Source organism: Limnohabitans sp. Jir72 (assembly GCF_003063575.1).
Lineage (GTDB): Bacteria > Pseudomonadota > Gammaproteobacteria > Burkholderiales > Burkholderiaceae_C > Limnohabitans_A.
In genome coordinates this window covers 36,674-61,588 of sequence record NZ_NESC01000011.1, presented here as the reverse complement: position 1 = coordinate 61,588, position 24,915 = coordinate 36,674, and the positions used below count along the sequence as shown (strand labels likewise).

At 47.3% G+C, this 24,915-nt stretch carries 19 protein-coding genes; all 19 read right to left on the bottom strand.

Annotated elements, in window-relative coordinates; genetic code table 11:
- Window positions 1–43 precede the first annotated feature (43 nt).
- On the bottom strand, window positions 44–856 hold the full coding sequence (locus B9Z52_RS17715; protein ID WP_146182867.1) for a 4'-phosphopantetheinyl transferase superfamily protein: 813 nt from the start codon (window positions 854–856) through the stop codon (window positions 44–46).
- On the bottom strand, window positions 853–6,687 hold the full coding sequence (locus tag B9Z52_RS14705; RefSeq protein WP_108414609.1) for a non-ribosomal peptide synthetase: 5,835 nt from the start codon (window positions 6,685–6,687) through the stop codon (window positions 853–855). The genes B9Z52_RS17715 and B9Z52_RS14705 overlap by 4 nt, the downstream gene beginning before the upstream one ends.
- Window positions 6,688–6,752: 65 nt before the next feature.
- Window positions 6,753–7,919: a nucleotide sugar dehydrogenase gene (locus B9Z52_RS14700; protein WP_108414608.1), complete on the bottom strand. Its 1,167-nt coding sequence runs from the start codon at window positions 7,917–7,919 to the stop codon at window positions 6,753–6,755.
- A gap of 67 nt (window positions 7,920–7,986) precedes the next feature.
- Window positions 7,987–8,703, bottom strand: a complete 717-nt coding sequence (locus tag B9Z52_RS18235) for a WcaI family glycosyltransferase (RefSeq protein WP_369907935.1) — start codon at window positions 8,701–8,703, stop codon at window positions 7,987–7,989.
- Window positions 8,704–8,731: 28 nt separating this feature from the next.
- Complete coding sequence (locus B9Z52_RS18230; RefSeq protein WP_305037607.1) at window positions 8,732–9,205, bottom strand: glycosyltransferase; 474 nt, start codon at window positions 9,203–9,205, stop codon at window positions 8,732–8,734.
- Between the two features lie 21 nt (window positions 9,206–9,226).
- The gene (locus tag B9Z52_RS14690; RefSeq protein WP_108414607.1) at window positions 9,227–10,021 is read right to left on the bottom strand and encodes a class I SAM-dependent methyltransferase; all 795 of its coding nucleotides are present in this window, start codon (window positions 10,019–10,021) and stop codon (window positions 9,227–9,229) included.
- A gap of 20 nt (window positions 10,022–10,041) precedes the next feature.
- Complete coding sequence (locus tag B9Z52_RS14685) at window positions 10,042–10,581, bottom strand: putative colanic acid biosynthesis acetyltransferase (protein ID WP_108414606.1); 540 nt, start codon at window positions 10,579–10,581, stop codon at window positions 10,042–10,044.
- Entirely contained in the window at window positions 10,578–11,654 is a 1,077-nt protein-coding gene (locus tag B9Z52_RS14680; protein ID WP_108414605.1) for a glycosyltransferase family 4 protein, read from the bottom strand. Before B9Z52_RS14680 ends, B9Z52_RS14685 begins: the two co-directional genes overlap by 4 nt.
- 2 nt (window positions 11,655–11,656) lie before the next feature.
- Window positions 11,657–12,808, bottom strand: a complete 1,152-nt coding sequence (locus tag B9Z52_RS14675; RefSeq protein ID WP_108414604.1) for a glycosyltransferase — start codon at window positions 12,806–12,808, stop codon at window positions 11,657–11,659.
- Between the two features lie 71 nt (window positions 12,809–12,879).
- On the bottom strand, window positions 12,880–14,172 hold the full coding sequence (locus B9Z52_RS17710) for a hypothetical protein (RefSeq protein WP_146182866.1): 1,293 nt from the start codon (window positions 14,170–14,172) through the stop codon (window positions 12,880–12,882).
- 3 nt (window positions 14,173–14,175) lie between these two features.
- Complete coding sequence (locus B9Z52_RS14670; protein ID WP_108414603.1) at window positions 14,176–15,240, bottom strand: acyltransferase; 1,065 nt, start codon at window positions 15,238–15,240, stop codon at window positions 14,176–14,178.
- A gap of 47 nt (window positions 15,241–15,287) precedes the next feature.
- Window positions 15,288–16,079 carry a hypothetical protein gene (locus tag B9Z52_RS17705; RefSeq protein WP_146182865.1) on the bottom strand — a complete coding sequence of 264 codons (792 nt, stop codon included), beginning with the start codon at window positions 16,077–16,079 and terminating at the stop codon, window positions 15,288–15,290.
- A 17-nt stretch (window positions 16,080–16,096) separates the two neighbouring features.
- On the bottom strand, window positions 16,097–17,398 hold the full coding sequence (locus tag B9Z52_RS14665; RefSeq protein ID WP_108414602.1) for an oligosaccharide flippase family protein: 1,302 nt from the start codon (window positions 17,396–17,398) through the stop codon (window positions 16,097–16,099).
- Window positions 17,395–18,417 carry a hypothetical protein gene (locus tag B9Z52_RS17700; RefSeq protein ID WP_146182864.1) on the bottom strand — a complete coding sequence of 341 codons (1,023 nt, stop codon included), beginning with the start codon at window positions 18,415–18,417 and terminating at the stop codon, window positions 17,395–17,397. Before B9Z52_RS17700 ends, B9Z52_RS14665 begins: the two co-directional genes overlap by 4 nt.
- A 13-nt stretch (window positions 18,418–18,430) precedes the next feature.
- A complete protein-coding gene (gene gmd / locus B9Z52_RS14660) occupies window positions 18,431–19,579 on the bottom strand; it encodes a GDP-mannose 4,6-dehydratase (protein ID WP_108414601.1) in 1,149 nt (382 codons plus the stop codon).
- A 64-nt stretch (window positions 19,580–19,643) separates the two neighbouring features.
- Window positions 19,644–20,630 (bottom strand): GDP-L-fucose synthase, encoded by a 987-nt coding sequence (locus B9Z52_RS14655; protein WP_108414600.1) that lies wholly within the window; start codon window positions 20,628–20,630, stop codon window positions 19,644–19,646.
- Window positions 20,631–20,671: 41 nt separating this feature from the next.
- The gene (wbaP, locus tag B9Z52_RS14650) at window positions 20,672–22,039 is read right to left on the bottom strand and encodes an undecaprenyl-phosphate galactose phosphotransferase WbaP (RefSeq protein WP_108414599.1); all 1,368 of its coding nucleotides are present in this window, start codon (window positions 22,037–22,039) and stop codon (window positions 20,672–20,674) included.
- Window positions 22,040–22,180: 141 nt separating this feature from the next.
- Complete coding sequence (locus B9Z52_RS14645) at window positions 22,181–24,457, bottom strand: polysaccharide biosynthesis tyrosine autokinase (RefSeq protein WP_233251975.1); 2,277 nt, start codon at window positions 24,455–24,457, stop codon at window positions 22,181–22,183.
- A 3-nt stretch (window positions 24,458–24,460) separates the two neighbouring features.
- Complete coding sequence (locus B9Z52_RS14640; RefSeq protein ID WP_108414597.1) at window positions 24,461–24,895, bottom strand: low molecular weight protein-tyrosine-phosphatase; 435 nt, start codon at window positions 24,893–24,895, stop codon at window positions 24,461–24,463.
- Window positions 24,896–24,915 lie beyond the last annotated feature (20 nt).

Below are 24,915 nucleotides of genomic sequence, written 5' to 3'. Positions count from 1 at the left end.
CCGATAACAACTCAAGCAACTCAGCAGCAAGGCTTTAAATTCATTATAGACTTGGAGAAATAAAAATCAAACGACTCTGAGCAGGTGCAACGACAGTTAACCAGTAGTCCTCCAGTTTCCATGCGTACCAAGAAAACTGAGGGCAATTTCGAAATAAGCCGCGCCAACCCGATACACTGCCCTGCGGTTGCTCAAAGCAAAGACTTGGCTCGGCTCCGGCAACAGCTAAAAAATCTGAGGGGACAGTCAATCCGCATCCCATCACTTTGCCAAGCGCCTCTTTGCATGTCCATATCAAGGAAATCTGCTCCAAGTGAGTCAAGCCAGACAGTGAAGACCGAATGCTCTGAAGTTCATCCGAATCGACAAATTGCTGAAAAACAATCTCCTGTGCAGGATCGATGCATTCAAGATCCAATGCCATAGGGTGCCTCCTGTCAAATGCCAAAGCAACGGCAGAGCCACAGCGGTGACTGATGCTCACGCCAAGTCTGTTGGCTTGGCCATGGGCACTCAAAACAGGTTGATTGAAAACGCCAGGCAAAATGCGCAGATTTTGCGAATCAGAAATCTTGTGAAATGGATCATTGCCTAATGCAGTCAATACTGCTTTGCGTGCCGAGAGTCGTCCCAGCACATAATCTGTTTGTCGACTGAAAATAGAATTTTTAAAAACATCTGCAAGCTCCTCTTGTGGAAGTTGAGAAGCTAAGCTATTGAGCTGTATTGATGACAAGTTGTCTGATTTCAAAAAAACCACACACGCATCAAACCGTTGCTGCCGACAATCGAAGCTTAATTTTCGTGTCCAACTTTCCAAGTTAGACAATGCCAACTCTTCTTTGTTGATTATCACCGGCTATTCAATAGCTCGTCTAATTTCTTGACCAGCAATTGGGCGTGATGGGCTTCAAAAAAAGTCAAATGATGTTCGAGTGGTAACTTGTGAAGCGAAAAACCTTTTTTCGCCATAAACCACCAATACCAAAAGTGGAATTTTGATGTATCTTTTGGATACAAAACTTCAACTTTCACAGGCAACCGCTTTGGACGGTATTTGCGATGAGAAAGATATATAAGGCACTCCTTACCGGGAGTTACGGTAGTAGTGTGTCGATATTTACCTGAAACTAGATTCCCTAATAACTTAAAGACAGCTTTCGAACGCCGTCTCAAGTAACGCAGGCCACGCTGTGGAAAGGAAAAAAACAGATCACCGAAACGCACCCAAAGCGGCATATCGGCACTGCTGTGCACATCCAGCATCATCAGCACTTCAATTTGAACACCTCTCCTCAATAACTCATCAGCCGTTGCCCATGCAATCCAACCTCCCAGTGAATAGCCACACAGTCGAAAGGGCCCGGAGGACACCGATAGCAACTGATCTGCATAGTGCTGGGCCATGTCCTCAATGCGAAGGGGCTGCTCAGCAGTTCCATCCAGGCCCTGTGCTTGGATACCGTATACGGGTTGCTCAGGTGCAAACGCTTGGGCCATGGGCACAAAGGCATAGACATCACCACCAACGCCATGGAAAAAGAACAAGGGATTAGCTGTGCCTTTCGGCTGCATGGGTACGATGGTGCTCCAAGCGGGTGGCTGCTCAGCACAACCCAGATGCTGCGCCATTTCGGCCACGGTTTGTGTAGAGAAGAATTGAGCCACTTGCATCTTCAGCCCCAGCTCTTTGGCGGCCCGTTGAACCAAACGCGCCGCAGCCAAAGAATGCCCTCCAAAAGCAAAGAAGTTGTCATCCACTTTCAAATTTGGCTGATCTAAGGCATCGCGCCACAATTCGAGCAAACGGGACTCCAGTAAATTACCGGTCATCAAGGTTGCCGGGGTCACTGGAGATGCTTGCACACTCGCACTCATTGCTGACGATCTCAGGAGTGCATCGCGGTCCAGCTTTCCATTGGGTGTTATGGGCAACGCCTCCACCTGCAGATAAGTTGATGGCAACATGTATGCAGGCAAACTTCGCTGCAAGAAGTTGCGCATCTTTTCTGCATCAGGCAAGACCATTGGAGTCTGAGCCACGATGTGGGCCACCAAGCGAGCGTCTCCCTGCTGAGGCTTGTATGCCACTACAGCAGCATCACGCACTGAATCGTGCGCTCGCAAGGCTGACTCAATTTCCCCCAACTCGATGCGAAAGCCGCGCAGCTTAATTTGCTGGTCAAGCCGCCCGACAAACTCCAGAGCACCGTCCACTCGCCATCGCACCTGATCGCCTGTGCGGTACAAACGCTCGCCCTCATGCCAGGGATGCGCAATAAACCGCTGCGCAGTTAACGCCGACTGTCCCCAATAACCACGGGCCAAGCCCAGCCCACCGGTATAAAGTTCACCGGCCATCCCCACGGGCAATGGTTGCAGGTTCTCATCCAGCACCCAAACATCCGTGAAGGCAATGGGATACCCAATCGGAACTCCGTTCTCAAAACGATCTGCTGGCACCGCACCGCCTTGCATGCGATAGCAGCAAGTGAAGGTGGTGTTTTCTGTTGGTCCGTAACCATTGATGAGGGCATGTTCTTTCGGCATGAGCGCCAAAAGGCGACATACATGTCGGCCAGACAGCACATCGCCGCCGGACAACAGCTGCCGTATCCCCGCCAGGGCATGTGGTTGTTCATCGACCATCAATTGAAAAAGCGCCGAGGTCAACCAAGCAAAGCTCACCTTGTGCGTCACCAGAAATTCAGCCAATTCTGTGGTTGAAGGCATACCAGGTGGATGCACTGCTAAGCAAGCACCATTGAGCAAAGCGCCCCAAATCTCTAGCGTTGCGGCATCAAACGATGCAGAGGCAAACTGAAGAACAACATCATCTGGACTGATGCAAAAAGCACTGTCCTGCGCCACCAGGCGCAAAACGCCCTGATGAGGCACAGCAACCCCCTTAGGACGCCCGGTAGAGCCCGAGGTGTAAATCAAATAAGCAAGATCGCGGGCTTTGACGTTGACCACCGGTGCATCGCTTCGGGGAGATACCCGGCCGTTTGCATCCAAACACAGTAACTTCAGGTTCGAGCGACTTGGCAACTGGGTTTGCAGGGCTGTCACCGTCAGCACGATGGAAGCACCACAATCCTCCAACATGTTCATCAATCTCTGTGGCGGGTAGGTCGGATCAAGCGGCACATACGCACCACCGGCCTTGAGCACAGCCAACATGGCCACCACCATTTCAATGCCGCGATCGAACGCCAGACCCACTGGCACATCTGCGTCGACACCCCAGTCACGCAAATGATGCGCAAGTCCATTGGCTCGTGCGTCAAGCTCCGCATAAGTCATGCAAGCTTCGCCGTCATGCAAGGCCGGAGCGTGGGGTTGCCGCAAAGCCATCATCGCAAAACACTCATGAATGGAACCAGTCATTGCAGGTTCTTTTTCAACATTCATGGCAATTAGACGATCGCGCTCAAGCTCACTCAGCAGCGACAAGGACTCTAGCGGCTGGTCTGGCTGCTTTAATGCCCCCGTCAGTATGCTGACAAACTGGCTGGCCATACGCCGTGCCGTTTCAGGCAAGAACAAGTCCAAGGCGTACTCCAAGCGCAACGACAGTCCACCCGCGTTCTCCGTTGCCAAAAGCAGCAAGTCCTGTTTTGACGTGGCATTGCCAATATTTACAGCATGACCGATCAGGTCAGGGGCTTTGATCACCGTTAAATCGTTGTTTTGCAGAACAAACGTTACCTGCACCAATGGCTCGCGGCTGGGTTCGCGCTCAAACCGCAGCGCCTCCACCACCCTAGAAAAAGGCACATCCTGGTGCACTTGCGCATCAATGCACGTGTCTTTAACACGCGACACCAAGACCCGCATGCTCGGTTGATCCGCCAGATTCATGCGCAATGCCACGGTGTTGGTAAAGAGTCCTATTAAATTTTCTACATCTGGATGTGGTCGATTGGCCATCTGGGAGCCGATGACGAAATCTTTTTGGGCCGAATAACGGGACAAAAGTGCCGCCCAAATGCCCAACAAAACCATGAACAATGTTGCACCTTCTTGTGAAGCAAAATTGCGCACAGTCTGCGTAGTGGAAACGTCCAGTGTGAATTCAACTGAACCACCACGCTGAGTGGGACGCACCGGACGCGGATGATCGGTGGGCAAGTCGAGATAGGGACTGACACCCTGCAACTGTTTTTGCCAATAAGCCAGATGTGTTTGAACACGCGGCTCTTCTAGCCTCGCTCGGTCCCACGCTGCGAAATCGACATACTGAATAGGTAATTCAGGCAATTCAGGCAATGGGTTGGATTTTTTCAACAACAATGCGTTGTATAAAAAATCAAGCTCTTTCATCAAAATGCCAAGGGACCACCCATCAAAAACCAAATGATGAACATTGAGCAAGAGCGTCCATTTTTGATCGCTTTGCCTCAGCAAATGCATGCGCAATGGCGCTTCCAAAGTCAAGTCAAAAACATGACTTCCTATTTCGTTGATGCAGGCATTCAGTCGGCTGTCGGGATCAAGGTTTTCGCGCAAGTCCTGCACAGGCAAAAGCACTTGAACGGTGTCCGAATTGGCCTTGCTTTGAACCGGAATGTCATTCACCAGGCTGATGCGCCCTTGCAAGACCTCATGACGTTGCACCAGCATGCTCAAGGCCTGTTCCAAGAGCATCGCATCCAACACACCCTGAAAAACAATCGAAATCAGAACGTTATAAACAGCGCTGGGGCCATGCAACTGCTCAATGAACCAAATGCCATGCTGACCCGGTGAAACCCGCAAACGACTCTCGCCTGAGGCACGAGGAATCGGCAGTAATTTCTGTGTCAACGCACCTCGCTCATTGAGCCTGGCGGCCAAGGCGCGGACAGTCGGTGCCTCAAAAATGTCCCTCAAAGTCAATTGCAAACCCAGTTCGGCCTGCAATTTCCCACGTAACCGCGCCGCATCCAGTGAATGCCCGCCAGCATCAAAGAAACTGTCGGTTGGACCTAGATCTGCCCGACGAAGTACGCTTTGCCATACGGCCAATAATGAGGCCTCTAAAAAATGGGCTGGCGATTGCGGCGCGCAATCTGGAGCAACTCTGCAGACTTTATTGAACGCCTCAAGGCCCACGTTTTTGGTGGGTATCGGCTTTAAAACCGACAAGGCAATCCGATCCAATTTGCCGCTTGAAGACCGTGGCAATGCGTCCACCAGCACATAGGCATCAGGCAGCATGTAATCTGGCAATCGCTCTTGCAAATAAGATCGGAGTAGGTTGCCAAGGGTCGAGACCTCTTGTGACTGCATTCCCAAATTGACAGCTGATAAAGCCACGAAAGCAGTCAGTCGCCGCACCTCGATTGGATGACCATGCATTTGTTGATCAACAGCGGCGTCAACCACAGCAACGGCCACTTCACGAACAGCAGGATGACTCGCTATGGTGGCTTCAACTTCACCCAACTCGACGCGAAAGCCTCGCAACTTCACTTGATGGTCAATTCGACCGAGAAAAACGATCGCGCCATCTGCCCCTCGACGAACCCAATCGCCACTGCGATAAAGACGTTCCCCGGGAACCAAGGGATGAGGCACAAATGAATCAGCCGTTAATGCGTCCCGGCCCAAATAGCCTTTGGCAAGACAAGCACCGCCAATCCAAAGCTCGCCGGGCAAATCATCTGGCACTGGCTGACCATGCGCATTCATGACCCAGAAGCTCACGTTCGCAATTGGCCAGCCAATCGACGGCAATACGGGCCACTGACTCACAGGTCGACGCAATTGGAGCTCACTGCATATGACACAAGTCTCAGTTGGGCCATATTGATTGTGTAACACCGCGTTCAAACGAGAAAAAAGCCAGGTCAACGCAGGTGATACGCGCAACTGCTCGCCAGCAGTCATCACGCGGCGCAGCGATGAAGGGATCAACCCATTTTCCATAGCGGCATGACACAAAGCATCAAGCGCTACAAACGGCAAGAACAAACGCTGAACCTGGGTGTCCATGATCACGTTCAGCAAAGCCAGACTGTCACGCCGTTCGTATTCATCGATCAGTTGTAAAGTGCCACCTTCGACCAACGTAGAAAATATCTCTTGCACCGACACATCGAAACCTATCGATGTGTATTGCAATGTACTTAAACCATCTTCACCCTCGCAGGCCAAGCTGTTGCGTTGCCATTGCAAAAGATTACAAACAGGACCATGCCGCATGGCGACACCCTTTGGCTGCCCAGTGGATCCGGATGTGTAGATCACATAGGCTAAATCGAGTGGCGATACCAAAACAACCGGCGCATCAGAGCGAGCGGCAGGCATGGCATCAATGTCATCCAAACATAAGATTCTCAAATTTTTTGAGGATTTGACCTTGTGCAGCAGGGCTTGATGCGTCAGCAAGATCGGCGCTTGGCAGTCATCAAGAACGTATTCAAGGCGTTTAGATGGCCAAGCGATATCCAGGGGCACATAAGCACCACCCGCCTTGAGCACAGCCAATATGGCGACCAGCATGTCGAAACTGCGCTCGGTACCGATGGCAACTGGAACATCAGAATCAACACCCCATTCACGCAGCATATGAGCCAAGCCATTGGCACGTGCATCGAGCTCTTCATATGTCAGCACCTGTGCACCACAACGCACAGCAATCGATTGAGGCTTTTCACTTGCCGTGGCCGCGAACATCTCATGAACGAGCTGATCGGCCATTTGAGATTCTGTTGAAAAATTCACAAGACTAGAGAACAAACCAGCTCAATCAGTTGAAGGAAACGTTAATCTTTGCCAAACAAATCGCGTGTATAGACCTTGTCCATCACATCCACCAGTTCAGGGGTCATGCGGTTGGCCACGATCACGTCGGCGCGTTGCTTGAACATCACAAAATCAGGCTCCACCTTGGCCCCCAAAAACTCTGGCTCCGTCAACAAAGGCTCGTGAACAATGACCTCGACATCCTCGGCCTCCAACAAAGACATCACCGCCTGCACACTGCTGGCTCGGAAATTGTCAGAGCCAGCCTTCATAACCAAACGGTAAATGCCCACCACCTTGGGTTGGCGGCGCATGATGTCTTGCGCGATAAAAGCTTTGCGCGTGCTGTTTGACGCCACGATGGCCCCCATCAATGTCTGCGGAACATCGGAATAATTGGCCAGCAATTGTTTGGTGTCTTTGGGTAAACAATAACCACCGTAACCAAACGAAGGGTTGTTGTAATGCGGCCCTATGCGTGGGTCATGGCAGACCCCGTTGATGATCTGTCGCGAGTCCAAACCCTGGCAAACAGCAAAAGTGTCCAACTCATTGAAGAAGGACACCCGCATGGCCAGATAAGTATTGGCAAACAGTTTGATCGCCTCTGCCTCGGTGCTGCCTGTCAACAAAACCGGCACATCCTGCTTGATGGCGCAGGCCTGCAGCATGGCCGCAAAGGCGGCAGCACGTTCGGTCTGATCGCCCACCACAATGCGACTGGGATACAGGTTGTCATGCAAAGCCCGCCCCTCGCGCAAGAACTCGGGCGCAAAAACCAGGTTGTCCACGCCAAACTTCTGGCGCATTCGCAACGTGAAACCTACCGGTACCGTGGACTTGATCACGATCAGCGCCTGCGGTGCCAAAGCCAAAGCATCAGCGATGACCGCCTCGACCGAGCTCGTATTGAAATAATTGGTATTTGGATCGTAATCTGTGGGTGTGGCCACGATCACCACATCAGCCCCTACATAAGCCTCTTGCAGGCTCAGCGTGGCGCGAAAGTTCAGGGGCTCATCACGCAAAAAGCGAACGATGTCGTCATCGTCAATGGGCGACTGCTTGTTGTTCAGCGTGTCAACCTTAGAGGCCAATACATCGATCGCCACAACCTCGTGACGTTGGGCCAGCAAAAGGGCATTCGACAAACCAACGTAACCGGTACCAGCAATTGCGATTTTCATGTATTTATTTTAATATATCGAATGTATTGTTTTTGACAATCAAACCACTAAACATAATTTATGAAGCTTAATTGGTCAGGACTTCATCCACGAAGCGGGTCAATATGCGGTCCTTGTCCAAAAACTCACGTGCATAGTCTCGAGCCACCAGATTGGGGTGGGGCATGGCCAAAGCTTGGCTGATGCCCTGCAACAAAGCATCCACCGACTCGGGCTCGACCAAAACAGCCAGCCCTGGAAAGTCTTCACACAACTTGCCCAGCGTGGTGTCAGCATCGGCGGTGATCACCGCATGCCCCCCCACCGCCAAAATATTGGTCAACTTGGAAGGCAGCACCGCATCGGCCACGCCACGCTTTTGCACCACCAAATGCACATCGGCAGACGCCAACAAGGCGGGCAAATCGTCATAGGGCTGCAAAGGGGCAAACACCACATTGCGCAAACCCATGTCGGCAGCCAGCTTCACCATGCGGGCCTTGCCTGCGCCCTCGCCCACCAGCAAGAACACCAGATCAGCATGCGTGCGCAAGCGCACTGCTGCCTGCAAAACCACTTCGAGGCCCTGCTTTTCGCCCATGTTGCCCGCATAGAGCAGCACTTGTGCAGAAGGATCCACCCCCAAGCGCGCCAGCAAAGTAGCCGAACGCGACACCCCCTGAAAGCGCGATGCCTCTGACCAATTGGGGAAAAACCGCACACGCTCTGGCAACACCCCCTTGGCCAAGGCCCGCTGCACCATGCCGCTGGAGATGGTCGAGACCCGGTCAAAAGAACGCAGCAAGCGCCGCTCTAAAGCCAAGGCCAACTGCTTAAACACCCTTTGACTGCCCCATTTTTAAACCGAACATGGCATCCACTTCGTAATCTTGAACATGCAGCACCAAACGCGCATCCGTGAGGCGACTGAGCAACCAAGCCCCTGGCACGCAAAACAAGGTGGGGGCCACCAACACCAGCACATCGGGACGCCAGCGCCACTGCAACAGCAAGGCCGGAAAAGAAGACATGGCAAAACTGAGCAAATGCACAATGCGCCGCCACGCATTAGGGCGGGCAGGCACATACAAAGGGCAACGCGTCACCGAAACACCGGCAAGCGACTCACGTCGATAAAACGGCCCTTTCGCACCAGGAGCCAGTTTCCATTCGGGGTAATAAGGAAACGCCGTCACAGCGCGAACATCGTGACCATGAGCCGCAAGCCAGGCTCCCATTTCTCCGCTGTATTTACCGATGCCCGTCAGCTCAGGGCTGTAGTTGATCCCGTACAGGAGGATTTTCATACAATCTAAAATAAATAAAATTTATTTTTTACGTACTACCCAATATCCAGTTGATGGTGCAAATCTGTGTAGAAATTTAATTCTATGATACCTATAATTAAATTTAAACAACCTACATAAAGCCCGATCAATTTCAACAACAATATTATTAGACCAATAATTCCTCAATCCCAATTTAGACATGATTTTTTGCATTGGCGAAAAACCAATAAAATTTTCAGCCATTAATTCCATACCATGCTGCAATATCAATTCATTCATGCAACCAATTGAGATTCCTCTCTCATTTTTAGTTAATCCTGATCGCGGAAACCGCCAATCGCCCATAGAAATTATAGGCTCTCGAATCAATAAATATCCACCAGGTTTCAGCACCCTAATCAGCTCGGAAAATACATATGAAACATTCGGTATGTGATGCAAAACACCAAAAACTGTTATTAATTCGAAAGTGGAATTATTAAAATCAAGCCTCCCCGTAGCATTTGGCATTAAATAATTTAATTCATGACCAAAAGCAGCTCTTCTCCAAAATTTTTTCCCAGGCTCAACTATAGTTATACTACTGATTAATTCTTTGACTTTTTCAAATTCAGAGCCAAATGCACTTCCTAAGCCTAACACTTTAAGTGCGTCTCCATCAACATATTTCCAGCCATAATTAAAATTCATCAAATGATATGGATAATAATCAGTTTCACTATCAACATACCCCAAATTAGAATATCCATTCTCCTCTTCTTTAAACCAATAAGTCATTTCATCCAATGAAAAGTCGTCGCCATATATTTTTAACCCTAGAAAAAAATCGTTCATGAGTACCCCTCAAAAGAAAATCAGCGACGACGAATGGGCATACAAGGCGAACCCATACACACCATGCTATCCGGCATATCAGAAAACACAGAACTTCGCGCGCCAATGACTGCCCCACGCCCAATACTGACGCCTGGCCCAACAAATACATCCGTGGCCACCCACGCCTCAGGGCCAATAGTGACTTTATGGGCACGGATAGGAAAATCTACTTGGCTGTAGTCATGGTCAGCCGCGCATAAATAACTGCTTTGTGACACCACCGCGTTGGCACCAATCTCGATTTCACCCAGGCTGTAAAGCACCACATCGTCCCCAATCCAAGCGTAATCACCAATGCTTACCTTCCATGGATAAGTGATCTTGGCACTTGGACGTATCACAACACCGTTGCCCACATGCGCCCCAAAGAGACGCAGCAGCCAGCTTCTGAAGCCATATGCAAACTGAGGCGACCAGTGAAAAAGTGTTGTCTGTGTCAACCACCATATTTGCACGGCAAACGCTGAGCGACCACGAAAGCCTTTAGGCATACGAAATCTAGATAGATCTTGGATCATGTTTTAACTTGCTTTTTCTCTGACGACGAGCCAATCTCTACGACAAGATTTTCCAATACAATTCTATTGATATCTCGCTGCGACTCGAAAGCCAAACGGGCAGCTTGTCTTGCTTTCTCCAATGCAACAGAACTTTCGGCCAATGGCCGGAGTGCCGTAATTGTTTGTGTAACAAAACCCTCTGAATAGGGAAAAACAACACCAGCACCATCAGGAACCATGCTTGCGATGCAACCCCGCGCGAAAGCTATAACCGGTACACAATGAGCCAATGCCTCAAGAATTGTGACGGGTTGTGCCTCATTTGGGTAGCGCGTAGGAAAGAACAACACGTCAATGCTCGCGAAAAATGCAATTTTATCCGCCCCATAAACAGGCCCCAAATAGATGGCATTTGGATGACTTGCCAAACTCTTATGGAAATTATCCCTTACAGATTCATCAACTGGTCCTGCAATTAAACCCTGCAATGAAACACCATGAGAAACAGCTTGCGACAGAACTGAAAAGAATTCAAAAATCCCTTTCTCAGCCGTTATGTTTGACAGGAAACCTAGCCGTAATGAAGTAGATACGTTTCTCGCATGATCAGATACACTAATTTCTTCAAGAAAGGCTGCATTGGAGATAGAGCGAATGTTTTTATGTTCAATTCCGTAAAGCTGGTTAATTTTCTCTCCCATTTTATTGCACAATACAATATGAAAAGAATTGCGAACCACGCCAAGGCTCATAATCACAGATCGATTCTTTTGAGATAAATAAGCAAAGCTATGGTGATGTATGTAAATAGGTACACCCCGCCACCCCGCAATGAGAATAAACACAAGATCAATCCATTGCCTCAGACCGCCTGAGAAAGCAAGATATAGTGCATTTGGCTTGTTGCCGAAAATCAATTTAGAAAATCGCCACCATAACAATAAAAATCCAAAAGTCTTATCTCTTGGCGACATGTCAAATATATGTATTTTATGCTGACTACTCAAAACTCCAAGCATACGTTTATTGATCTCAGAATAACCGTGCACAGGTGGCGGCAAAGGCCCTACAAAACAGATATGAGAATCCATCGCTATTTTAACTTACTGTCAAGGATCTGCTTACAACCCGATAGAATTTCTTCGGCGGCTACAGATGGATTATAGTTAGAAATCAGTTTAATACATTCACGAGCTGTTTTCTCGACATCTGCAAATGCAGCTGGAACGGATAAAAGCTTATTGGCAAGGTCGTCAATATTTTGGGCTTCAAATACAAAGCCTGTAGGTTGATTCTCAACCAACTCAGGTATACATCCGCAACGATTGCTGACCACTACAGGGCACCCGTAACTCAATGCTTCGTTAACAACTAAACCCCATGGCTCGCTAAAGCTCGGCAGTACTAAACAGGAAGCCTTTGCATATTCGATTGCCAATGCAAGTGTATCCATGCTTCCTGAAAATAATACCGCATCAGTCAGACCTAATGAACTTACCATATTCTTTAACACTTGGCCCTGCGAACCTTCTCCAACGATTATCAATGAAGCATCTGGCAAATTTATTCTAACTTTTAAGAATGCATGAATTAGAATATCTAGTGATTTTTCGTGTGAGAGCCTGCCCACATAAAGAAAACGCGTCGCGTCAGAGGTAGGCGCATGTTGCATACGTTTTTTAAACGCAAGATCGGCTGAATAGTCTTTGGGTAATGCGGCCGCTTGGCAGCGATAAAATACTTTATTAGGCCTGGCACCGTAATGTATGACATAACTACGTGCACGTATACCGTAAACAAAAAAACCATCACAAAATAAAAAGAAAATTCTTTTAAGTAAACCTTTAATAAAGGTCTGCTGATGATCATATATTGTTGAGTCACAAAAAACTGCACGCTTTTTCCCTCTCAATACTGCTGCCAGCAGCATTGCCCAATATTCAGTACTATGGAAGCCGGGAAGCAGAATTAGATCAGCTTTTTTTTGCCATACGGAACAGAATAGTTTTATGATTAGTTTACTCCTAGGGATAGCCCCGTATGCTCCCTTGAACAGCAATTCAAAAGGATAATTGTGGTAACTCATGTCCACACCCGATAATTTTGAGCGATCAAACTCAGTTTCGGCTATTTGCAAAAATTTAATCTTTTCATTATTTATAAGTGATAATTCATACAGTTTCGAAAAGACTGAAGCTTTATACTTGGCCCAAAGTATATTATGATAAATATAAATAATTTTCATTTTTAATTACTACGAAAATTTATTCGATTAGTTTTAGCTACACCCATAATTTGATTAATTAAATTATTAAATTAGCCCCAAGAATTGTATTTATGATTTGACGACTTCACAAAAGTAAAACCTGATACCAACATACCCATTCCAACCCCAAAGAGCAAAGCCGAATAACGCGGCCCCAAAGGATTCCCACCAATTGTAATTGAAAGAGAAGCAAAAACCAAAAATAATCCAATAGTAAAAGGTTTTGCTGTTTTGTTACCATATATTTTATATCGATATTTATTCATGAATATTAATGATTTAATAAAAATATATATAATAAAAAAAGTAAACGGTAAACCAAAGAACAATCCACCAGCGAATAGGGTGTATACAAATAAATTGTGTCCCGGCATAAACTCATTGACACCATTTAAATCAGAAATATTAAATACATAGCTCAATTCCGAATCATAAACTGAATCCCAGCCATAATAAGCACCATAACCCTTACCGAATAAGATGGTTAGTATGCCTTCATCCCATTTATTAAGTTGATCTTTAATTTCAGCCAATCTAGTGAGTGTAGTGATATCACTACCATACGTTTCGTATGAACTTAAAATTCGTATAAACCATCTATTAATCAACTCAGGATAAATGTATTGCAGTATTGCACTGCCTATTAATATAGCCAATAAAAAAACAATCAAGCCACTAAAATCTTTATGTACTATATTAACCAAAGATCCATAAGTTACCCATAGTGCCAAAATTAAGATTAAAACAAATGCCAACAAATGACTTCTAGTTACGCTAAATAATTGAAGAACAAAGCACAAAAACAATATAAATTTATCTATTAAATTTTTTTTTCGCTCAACAAATATATTGTGAATAAGCAGGGCCTCCACAATTAAAATAACTGGAGACAATATTTGATACCTTACTTCACCGATGTTTAATCCTGTTGAAATAAACCCATAAACCGAAGTAAACAATACCGAAATTACTCCCCCAGCATATATACCACTAGTTATACAATCATTTTTCCCTATGTTTACGTAACGCATAGCAACAAATAAACCCAACCCAAACAGAATCCAATTTACTGTTACTCTGATATAATTTTCAAATAAAACATCATTCACAAGAAAGCACAAAAATCCTCCTATAATAGTATAAATAACTATAAAAGTCATTATCACACTATAATTTGATTTATTTTTTATTTTTAATTTAGCACAAAGATATACTCCAATTACAATAACAATAAAAGTAATTAAATACTGTATGAAAATACCACCATATTGCCCTTTAAAATCAAAAGCAAGTGGTATCAGGAAAAGAAATGCTAAGATATTATATCTATTTATTGAAATCATTTTTTAAGTACAAAAAAATTTTGAGTAATTTTTTAACATTATAATTTTAAATTTTTTCTCTATGTATTCGAAAGTTACCTTTGATGAAATTATCAGTATAAATAAATATGTTATTATTTTAAAAGATATTGAATCGTAAATCCAAATTTTATCTAAAATCATTAGAATCGTTAAATGCAACAAATATATTGAGTAAGAAATTCGACCTAGAAATTGCATAATTTTTGAACTTAAAAATTTATGTATTAAACCCACATCAAATGATATCGAAAATACAAAAATCGAAAATACCAATGGCGCTAGAAATGCAAGATAAGAATTTAACTCCATCAAACTCAATAAAAAAAATACTGATCCACAAGACATTATTGTCATTTTATTAATTGATATTTTAGCATTTATTTTATATTTAGTCTTAATTAAAGTTATAGTACATCCAAGAAAAAAACCTATTAAACATCTTACCAAACCTCCGATTGATGCCACTCTGTCCATGCATTTTCCATATTTAATAAAACCACACTCATTTTGGATGCCATCAACATACAACATAAATATATAAGACACCGACATCAATACGAAAAAAATAAAATATTTGTATTTATCTTTAAAAAATAACAATACAAATCCGAAAATAATATAAACTAAAAATTCAACACTTATACTCCAACTTGGAAAGTTATATATATTTCCATCCCCTAAGCCCAAGCCATAAAACATAGATATCTGCGAAGCAATTTCAAATAAAGTAGGATGAACAAGGATAAAGTTTTTGTTATCAATAAATCCGATTATATTTAATACCGCCAAATATAGTATCCATGCAAAAATCATCATTGGCCACAATCTAGCTAATCTTTTTACAAAAAAATCTATAATTAATTTTTTGCTACTTAATTCATCAATATAAATTGTTGCAATTAAAAAACCACTAAGAACAAAGAAAAAGTCCACGAAAAGATAACTAAACTTAATGAAAAATAAATCATTGAGTTCGGGCATATGATACAGCGCTATCATTACTGCGGCAAAACCACGGGAACCTTCTATAGCCTCAAGCTTTCTCATTTAATATTTATTTAAAATTTTACTTTTCCATGCATATAAAATTAATTTTATTTAATTTTAAATATTTGGGTACTTAGTATTTTTACTATAATTCTCAATAAATCCCCTTCAATCAAAATTTCCGCATCATCAATTTTTCTTAGAAAATAATGAGCCAATTTTGAATTTGGCCGCATTTTGAGGATTTTCTCAATTAAGGATCCGCAAAAATTTAGATATGGTGCACCTTTTTTATATGCAAGTAAAGTCAAAACAGATTGATCATGTCTGTGATCAATGAAATCACAATAATTAGGTAGCCCAAGTGTATTTTCCATATCCGTTAAAATTCGAGCATCCGAGCAAAAAAAAAGCCACTCTTTTAGGAATTCAAAAGATTCTGGGACCGGCGTCCAAATACTCCACCCTGCTTGTACCAATGGTTTTTCATGAGTAAAAATATTATCCATATCCATTAATATAAATGCATCACGTTTTGTCCAGCGCGTTGTCGGACCATGCTGACCAATTGTCGGACCCAATAAAAAACCTTTAGCAATTGCTTCTTTTATTAATCGACTTGGAAAGACATTTAATTGATAATAATTCGATCTACCAGCATCGCAATAAACTAAAACATCGCCAATTTTCAGTGTTTTTAGTTCCTGCAATATGATTTCTGGTTTCCAAAGCCAATATCCAGCCCCTCGTTTTTCTTTTAAAATTCCTTCATTCTTTTCACAAAAATCAGAATCAAGATCAGCTGGTCCTCTTTGCCGAACCTCATCGAAACCAACATTAATTGCAGATTTACATAATGCATGACGTGCTGAAATAAATTCCTCGGATGCATATGACAAGAAAATACTTCTTACTTTCATATTTTTTCTACTGCCAACAACTTCTCATTTTTCCAACGAATAAATAGTCCTCCAACTGACAAACCAATCGCACAGGCTAAAGCAGTACCATAGATCGGCATAATTATTTTCAATACAAAACCAAAAAATATAACACAACACAAACTTAAGATCGATGATATCAAATTAAACTTCATTACTCCTGCAGCCAAACCTAAAGCATATGCAGGCGCACCAAAGCTATTAATTAAAAAGCCAACTGCTATTATCGCAATAAAGCAAATCAATCTACTATTAACAGTTCCGATTGTAATTATTGAAATCAAAGGGGCACTCAATATCACGGAACCAAGAACCATAGAAGTCCCAAATGTAACTCTTTTATAAGCCAATTTGTAAAGATTTATCGCCTCAAACTGATCCTGTCTCATTAATCGAGTTATTGCTGGCGTAAGACTATGCACACCAGAGATTACTGCATTTCTAGGTAATGCGACTATTTTGAAAGCCATTTCATAAAGTCCAAGTAGTGCCATACCACCAGAGTGTCCGACCATAATTTTAGAAATAGGTTCGAAGAATCCATTTGCAAGATTAACCGCCTGAACTCTAATACTAAAGCCAAACAACTCTTTCAATAAATTGCAAGAACCATATCTCGGGAGCGAAGATACTTTCAATTTAGTACAGAACTGTATATGCCGGTTGAAAAATAGCCAAGCCAACAAACCAAGTATTAGTGCTTGACTAAGTTGTGCCCATGCTAGTCCTTCAACACCAATCTTTGGAACTAGCAAAATGATAAGAATCAGTTGCACGCTACCCGAAAATATGGAAAAATAAGCACCCTGCCAAGCAAAATGCAAACCTCGCAAACCGCCTAAAACTATATTCCCCAAATTTGTCAGTATAAATGCCATCAATATTATGGGTAGAATTTTTTTACCTTCAGACTGCTCAGCTTGGCTTCCAGGTATTAACCAAGATATATTCAAATTCATCAATATAAATATAATGCCAGTTAAAACAATAAAAATTAATCCATTCAATACCAAAGCTGTATCCAAATATCTTCTCATTAGAAGGGGTTCTTTTTCTACATCCAGTAGTGCTATCACCCTCTCTGTTGCACTTCCAACACCGACATCGCCCAAACGAATGATGTATATTGATGCAGTTAACATTGACCACAAGCCCAAAGCTTCAGTTCCACCATGTTGAACTACCAGTCGAAAACCAACAAATGTTAATATTATGTTTACAATAAATGCCAGTACAGTTATTTTTACATTGCGCTGAATATTCAGTTTTGTTTTCATTGGATATCTAGATTTTCTATATTCAATGCTTTTCGTAAACACTCAGCACTTCTTACCCCTCTATTTGAAGTCTTTTTTTTAATTTCATCAAAATTATTTATATTTGATTTTTCTTTCATTATGTTTAGATTCATTTCTTTGCGAATTAAAATATGATTTATTTTTTCATTTTCACATAATTTTGCACTATATGAACCATCTCTAACAACTGTTGGAACTCCTAGTTGAATAGCTCTCCCCAAAATTCCAGATGCCTGATCGTATGCTGGATCGTATAAGCACCATACTGCGTCAGCCGCAGCATAGACTTCAATCATCTCAATATCGGATAAATATTTGTCTATTACTAAACCACCACAAGCTTCAATCAATTGGCGAGATTGTTGTTGATCGCTTGCAAAGCGTCCAGCAACCAATACGGTCCAACCTCTTTTCACATCATTGCTTATATAACGAGCCAAAATTTCTGTACCTTTGTTGCGGGTTTGCATTCCTAATGCAACAAGTAATGGGCGCCCATTTGCATGTTTTTTTGCCTTTTCGAATAAAGTGAAATTTTCAGCAAATCGATCGCTTTCATATTGATTTTTTATATTATTGAATAATATTATCTCATTTTCAGAAATATCCCACAACTGAAAATCATGAATCCAATTATCAACAATTAGAGAGATTCTTTCATCAAAATTAATAGGAACGATTGAAAGCGTATGAACTTCAGGGAGTAACTTCAGTATCCGTAGTAAAAGCCACTTAAATAGATGCTTTAGCGTCTTTCGTTGCACTGTAGGCCCTGGCCTAAACAGTAATCCCACAGTACGGCGACCAAGAATGGAGCGCCAAAAAGCAGACAGCACATACAATACAAAATTTTCCTCGATCATTAAAAACATAACGACTGAAGACCTTCTGAACAGATCACCCACTTGAATTCTTTCTCCACCAAAACGCTTGACCACAAAATCAAGATATGCAGCACGATGCCCGTCTAGACTTTGGCTGTAATATCCCGGAGTCATTGAGCTCCTTTCTTTAACCTTCGAGGCTCACTGAAACATCGTGACCGTTGGCTTTTAGCAAAGCATGCTGTTTAGCTCTGGACAAATCTTTGCGCACCATTTCCGAGCACATTTGCTGAACTGTGATTTCTGGAATCCATCCAAGCTTTTGTTTAGCCTTTGTGGGGTCGCCTAGCAGCGTTTCGACTTCGGTGGGGCGGAAGTAGCGGGGGTCGATGCGGATGATGGGGACTGGATCCCGGGTCAAGCCCGGGATGACACCTTTTTCCGGGATGACATTTTTGGAGGTGATGACTGCGTAACCTACCTCATCCACGCCCTCGCCTTGCCAGTTGATTTGCATACCCAGCTCAGCCGCTGTCCATTCGATGAACTGCCGCACGCTGTATTGCACCCCGGTGGCGATCACAAAGTCTTCGGGCTGGTCTTGTTGCAGCATCATCCACTGCATGCGCACATAGTCTTTGGCGTGGCCCCAGTCGCGCATGGCGTCGATGTTGCCCATGTACAGGCACTCTTCCAGGCCTTGGCTGATGTTGGCCAGGCCCCGGGTGATCTTGCGGGTCACAAAGGTCTCGCCCCGGCGTGGGCTTTCGTGGTTGAACAAGATGCCGTTGCAGGCATACATGCCATAGGCCTCGCGGTAGTTGACCGTGATCCAGTAGGCATAGAGCTTGGCCACCGCATAGGGGCTGCGGGGGTAAAAGGGGGTGGTTTCTTTTTGGGGGGTTTCTTGCACCTGGCCATACAGCTCGCTGGTACTGGCTTGGTAAAAGCGGGTTTTCTTCTCCAGCCCCAAGATGCGGATGGCTTCCAGAATGCGCAGGGTGCCGATGCCGTCTACATCGGCGGTGTATTCGGGGCTTTCAAAGCTGACGGCCACATGGCTCATGGCGGCCAGGTTATAGATCTCGTCGGGCTGCGTTTCTTTGATGATGCGGATCAAATTGCTGGTGTCGCTCAGGTCGCCATAGTGCAACTGAAAGTTGGCGTTGCTCACATGGGGGTCTTGATAGATGTGGTCTACACGCTCGGTGTTGAAGCTGCTGGCCCGGCGCTTGATGCCGTGGACGATGTAGCCTTTTTCTAAGAGGAATTCGGCCAGGTAGGAGCCGTCTTGGCCGGTGATGCCGGTGATGAGGGCGACTTTGGGGAGGGGCATTGGGGTGTTCGACAGATTCAAAAGGCAATCGCCCACGGGGTGGGCTCCTACAAGGGGGAAAGGCTCAGCTGTTGGCCAGGTAGTCGGCGTAGGCGTTGGTCAGGCCTTGGTGCAGGGGGACTTGGGCTTGCCAGCCCAGGCTGTGAAGGCGGGTGCTGTCCATCAGTTTGCGGGGGGTGCCGTCGGGTTTGGTGGTGTCAAACACCACTTGGCCGGTGTAGCCCACCACTTGGGCAATGGTGTGGGCCACTTGGGCAATGGTCACGTCTTGGCCATAGCCCACGTTGATGTGGCTCAGCATGGGGCTGGTGTGTTGCGCGTAGGTGGCTTGGGGCAGGTTCATCACGTGCAAGCTGGCGGCGGCCATGTCGTCCACATACAAAAACTCGCGCATGGGGGTGCCCGTGCCCCAGATGGCCACGCTGGGGGCCTGGGCCACTTTGGCTTCGTGAAAGCGGCGAATCAACGCCGGGATCACGTGGCTGTTTTCAGGGTGGTAGTTGTCGCCAGGGCCATACAGGTTGGTGGGCATGACGCTGCGGTAGTCCACCCCGTGGCTGGTGCCGCTGCTTGCCCCGTACTGGCGGTTGTAGCTCTCGCACAGCTTGATGCCTGCGATCTTGGCAATGGCATAGGGCTCGTTGGTGGACTCCAAGGTGCCTGTGAGCAAAGCTTCTTCGGCCATGGGCTGCGCAGCCATCTTGGGGTAGATGCAGCTGGAGCCTAAAAACAGCAGCTTCTTGACCCCGCTCTGAAAGGCCGCGTCGATCACGTTGGCCTGCATCATCAGGTTTTGGTAAATGAATTCGGCCGGGTAGGTGTTGTTGGCATGGATGCCGCCCACCTTGGCTGCGGCCAGATACACCTGGTCGGGCTTTTCTTGCGCAAAGAACTCCCGCACGGCGGCTTGGCAGGTCAGGTCCAGCTGGGCATGGGTGCGGGTGACAATGCTGGCTGCTGGCTGGCCTGCAGCCAGCAGCTGGCGCACGATGGCCGAGCCCACCATGCCGCGGTGGCCGGCCACGTAGATTTTGTCAATGGTTGTTGCCATGTCTGAAGTCGATGGGGTCATGACTCGTGCTGAGAGCCTTTTCAGTAGGCACCGATACGAGAAAAAACAACACGGACGGTCTTGAACAGGATGGCGATATCGCCCCAAAGCGACCAGTTTTTGATGTACCAGCCATCAAATGCGATGCGATCAGCAAAAGTGGTGGCACTGCGCCCACTGACTTGCCAAAGCCCCGTGATACCTGGCCGCACCAAACCATACAAGACAAGCTCTTCGCCATATTCGGGCAGTTCACGCAGCATCAGCGGACGCGGGCCCACCAAACTCATGTCACCCAGCAGCACATTAAACAGTTGCGGCAACTCATCCATGCTGGTTTTGCGGATCAGGTGACCTACTGAGAGCAACCTCGGGTCATCGCTGAGTTTGAAGTTGTTGGCCACGTAGGCTTGCCATTCTGGGGTGTTGTTTTCCTCCCAGTGCTGAATGACTTGCTCTGCGTTTTTGACCATGCTTCGGAATTTGTAAAACTTGAATGTCCTGCCGCCACGGCCCATGCGCCTTTGTGAAAACACCACCGGTGCCCCGTCTTCCCGCCATATGCGCCATGCGATCCAAACCATCACTGGCGCCAACAGCACAATGGCCAAGCTGGCTGCAAAAATGTCAAACACGCGTTTGATCAGGCTCAAGCCGGGGTTGGTCAGGTTGTTGCTCAAGGAGAGACTGAGCACGTTGTGACTGAAAAAATGCGTCACTCTGGCACCAAACAGCGGAATGCCACTGAGCGCCGGAATCACGTGCACATCGGGTATTTTGTGTTGGGTCAAACACCTCAGCAAATGGTCGCGAAGGCAGTGCTCACTCGATTCCAGTGCAATGACGCACTGATAAGGCAAGAGGCTCGACCAGTTTTGTGCACCGGCAGTCAAAGACCACGCAATGCAGGGAATACCTGGCGGAAAAGCGTGGTGCTGGCAGTCCGTGTGCAGGTCAACAAACGCAACAAGCTGCAGGCCCATCCAAGGCTCACTTTGCAGGCCCATGTAGGCTTTGAGTGCATTCTCGCCACTGCCAAACACCAGGCTGGGTTTCTTCCACAGGCCCAGCCAGCTCAAAATCACCCGACTGAACAGCCGGGCCAATAAAATCGCCACGGTGATGACTGCTGCTAGCTGAAAAGTGCCTGTGACCTTATGGGCCAAAGGCAACTCGCCAGTGGCGTTGGCCACAAATCCAAAGAGCAAAGAGGCCTGGACGATGCTCAACATCTCCGCCCAGAAGGGCCAACGCCGGATGTAAACTTTTTTGTACAAGCCCATCCACAAAAACCACAAAACGACCCAGGTGAGGTAATCGTCGCCTTTGGAGACACCTGACCAAAGCAGTGGCACGCTCAAAGCAGCGACCTCCAAAATCAGCATGACCAGCGCTTGTGACCATTCCATCGACCGGACGCTGTAGCACGGGCCAAAGGGCAATGGTTTGGGGGACTCTTCGAAATTCAAAATACAACTCAACTCATGAACAACTGTGGATGTGATGTCAGGGCGCACTCGGCACGTCCCGTTCAGCAAGCACGTGCTGATTTATTTGTCATTGCTGTCGTAGTTGTACGTCTGATACCGGTAGCCGTAGCGCTTGTATTTGTAGCCATAACCGTAGCCGTAGCCATATCCGTAGCGGCGCTTGGAAACGTCCAGCCCGTTAAAGATCACGCCCTTGACCGTGACGCCTGACTGCGCAAGGCGCTTGGTGGTCTCTTGCACTTCACCCAGCGAAGTGACATTGGCGCGGACCACAACAAACGTGGTGCCCGCCTGCGGTGCCAAAATCGCTGTATCCGATACGACCAGCACCGGAGGGGTATCCACCAGCACCACATCGTAGAGAGCAGAAAGGCGCTTCAGCAGTTCATGGGCCGAGGCAGACATCAGCAGTTCTGCGGGGTTGGGGGGCATGGTCCCGGTGGACAGAAAGTCCAAACCGAGAGCGACGCCAGGACGCAGCACTTTGTCCAGTGTTTGGCTGCCACTGATCAGCTCCGACAAGCCCAGACCGCGCTCTAGCCCAAAAAACTGGTGGATGTGGCCTTTGCGCATATCGGCATCGATCAGCAGCACGCGCTTACCCGCTGCACCCAATACGGCTGCAAAGTTGGCGCTGGTGAACGACTTGCCAATATCGGGGGTAGGACCGGTGAACAACACAATGTTGTTGGGCGCATCCAGCATGGCGAACTGCAAGGCAGTGCGCAAGCTGCGCAGGCTCTCAATGGCCGCTTCATTGGGCTTGAGACTGGCCAGCAGGTGGCTGCCTGGCTTTTTGCTCAGAATGTCTGCATCCAACTGCGCCTGCGCAGATGACAAGGGCACCGTGGCAAACACGTGCATGCCCAGGCTGTTTTCGAGTTGTTCGGCATTTTTGATGCCTGGGCGCAAACTGTTGCGCAAAAAGGCCAAGCCCAAACCGGCCAGCAAGCCCAGCACAGCAGACAGGGCCAACACCAGACCACGCTGGGGCTTGACGGGTTTTTCGGGCACGACCGCCACATCCACAATGCGGACGTTGCCGACCTTGCCTTCTTTGACCAGCCGCAGTTGCTGGAAGCTGTTGAGCAAGTTGGTGTAGAGCTGGTTGTCCACCTTGACCTCGCGCGTCAGGCGCAGCAGATCTTGCTCGATGCCGGGCAAGGTTCTGGCCTTGCCTTCCATGGCTTTGAGCTTGGCCTGGATGTCACGGATGGTGCTGTCCATGGCCTGCATGCTGGGGTGCTGGGCCGTGAAGCGCACTTCGAGCTCTTTGCGCTTGGTTTGCAGGTCCAGCAGCTTGACCTTCAGATCAACCCCTTCCTTGAGGTAGATCTCGGCTTCCTTGTCCAGGTCAAAAGTGCCTTTTTCGGTGCGGAACTGGTTGAACTTGGCTTCAGAGGCCTCCAGTTGTTTCTTCAGCTGGGGCAACTGGGTGTTCAAGAAGGCCAATGATTTTTCGGCCTCGGCGGCCTTGCGCTCTGTATTCTGGCGAACATAGAGATGCCCCACTTCGTTCAATATTTTGGTGATGCGCTCGGGGCTGGCACCCTCCAGCGTGGTGCGCAAAACACCAGACTGTTTGCCCTGCTCGGCAATCTTCATTTCTGATTGCAGCCGTTCGGTCACGTCCAAGTGCGATCGACGGGTGATGTAAAACTCGGCACCGGGCTTGCCCACGGCACCGCCCACCAACAGTTGGCCAGGCTGGCCGTGGTGCGTAAAGGCCAGGGTTGTCTCAAAGCCGGACTGCCCGAGGTTGTCCCCTTCGGGTGACAGCAAGGTGTAGCCTTTGTCGGTCAGCACAATCGAAAACCGCTCGCCCTCTTGCGAGGGGTGCACCAAGAAGCTGCCAATGCGGATGCTTTCGTTGCCGCGCACATAACCGCTCAGCCCCAAAAAGCCGGGGTTGGATGGACCCGTCTTGCCCCGGGCCAGCCAGCGACCAATGACCGGCAGGTATTTGGGTGTGACGGTCAAGTCCAACTGCAAATTGCTGACAGCCTGGCCTACAACCAAGCGGGATCTCAAGATCTCGATCTCGGCAGTGGCTTGCGATTTGATGTCAAAGAGGCTGCCCGCCTCGCCCATCAAAGCGCCCATCGGGTTGCCTTTGGAGTCTTCCACCTGTATGAGGGTGTTGGCCTCATAAATGGGCGTGGCCATGATGGCGTAACCACCGCCCACCAGCATGACACCGGCCATGACAGCGCCAATGAGTTTTTTCTGGTCGAGGACCACGTCCAGCAAGTCGAGCAAGTTGATGCTGTCATCGTCCTCGCCCATGGGCATGAGGGGCTGCTGTGCGAGTTGTGCGCTCGGGTTAGGAAGGTTCATGTGTCAGCTGAGTTGTCGGATGCGCGTGAGCCAGTCGGCCACACCTTGAGCGATGCCTTGGTAGGCAGTGTCAAAGGCTTCGCGGGGTTTGCGGTAGGGGTCTTCAATCTCGAACTGGCCAAACTGCCCCAGGCGAAAGACTTTGCCGCGCACTTGGGGATAAATTTGTTCGAGCTGGGCTTTGTGGCCTTGCTCCATGACCAAAATCAGCTCGGCCTGCTGGCACATGAAGCTGGTCACTTGCTGGGCACGGTGGGCAGCCAGGTCTAGGCCTTGTTCTTGGGCAATCTGGACAGTGGTGGGGTCTGCCGGAGAACCCACCAATGCGGACAAACCTGCTGACCAGACTTGGTGCTCAGGCAGCTCACGCGCCAGCAGCACCTGAGCCAGTGGGCTGCGGCAGATGTTGCCAATGCACAAGGTCATGATGCGTTGCATGCGCGAGTCGCCTGGGTTCT

Bases quoted from the DNA above. Each gene is read 5' to 3' on its own strand.
- B9Z52_RS14705 (WP_108414609.1), bottom strand. From the start codon at position 6,687: ATGGCCGATCAGCTCGTTCATGAGATGTTCGCGGCCACGGCAAGTGAA.
- B9Z52_RS14700 (WP_108414608.1), bottom strand. From the start codon at position 7,919: ATGAAAATCGCAATTGCTGGTACCGGTTACGTTGGTTTGTCGAATGCC.
- B9Z52_RS18230 (WP_305037607.1), bottom strand. From the start codon at position 9,205: ATGAAAATCCTCCTGTACGGGATCAACTACAGCCCTGAGCTGACGGGC.
- B9Z52_RS14690 (WP_108414607.1), bottom strand. From the start codon at position 10,021: ATGAACGATTTTTTTCTAGGGTTAAAAATATATGGCGACGACTTTTCA.
- B9Z52_RS14685 (WP_108414606.1), bottom strand. From the start codon at position 10,581: ATGATCCAAGATCTATCTAGATTTCGTATGCCTAAAGGCTTTCGTGGT.
- B9Z52_RS14680 (WP_108414605.1), bottom strand. From the start codon at position 11,654: ATGGATTCTCATATCTGTTTTGTAGGGCCTTTGCCGCCACCTGTGCAC.
- B9Z52_RS14675 (WP_108414604.1), bottom strand. From the start codon at position 12,808: ATGAAAATTATTTATATTTATCATAATATACTTTGGGCCAAGTATAAA.
- B9Z52_RS17710 (WP_146182866.1), bottom strand. From the start codon at position 14,172: ATGATTTCAATAAATAGATATAATATCTTAGCATTTCTTTTCCTGATA.
- B9Z52_RS14670 (WP_108414603.1), bottom strand. From the start codon at position 15,240: ATGAGAAAGCTTGAGGCTATAGAAGGTTCCCGTGGTTTTGCCGCAGTA.
- B9Z52_RS14665 (WP_108414602.1), bottom strand. From the start codon at position 17,398: ATGAAAACAAAACTGAATATTCAGCGCAATGTAAAAATAACTGTACTG.
- B9Z52_RS17700 (WP_146182864.1), bottom strand. From the start codon at position 18,417: ATGACTCCGGGATATTACAGCCAAAGTCTAGACGGGCATCGTGCTGCA.
- gmd (WP_108414601.1), bottom strand. From the start codon at position 19,579: ATGCCCCTCCCCAAAGTCGCCCTCATCACCGGCATCACCGGCCAAGAC.
- B9Z52_RS14655 (WP_108414600.1), bottom strand. From the start codon at position 20,630: ATGGCAACAACCATTGACAAAATCTACGTGGCCGGCCACCGCGGCATG.
- wbaP (WP_108414599.1), bottom strand. From the start codon at position 22,039: ATGGAATGGTCACAAGCGCTGGTCATGCTGATTTTGGAGGTCGCTGCT.
- B9Z52_RS14645 (WP_233251975.1), bottom strand. From the start codon at position 24,457: ATGAACCTTCCTAACCCGAGCGCACAACTCGCACAGCAGCCCCTCATG.
- B9Z52_RS14640 (WP_108414597.1), bottom strand. From the start codon at position 24,895: ATGCAACGCATCATGACCTTGTGCATTGGCAACATCTGCCGCAGCCCA.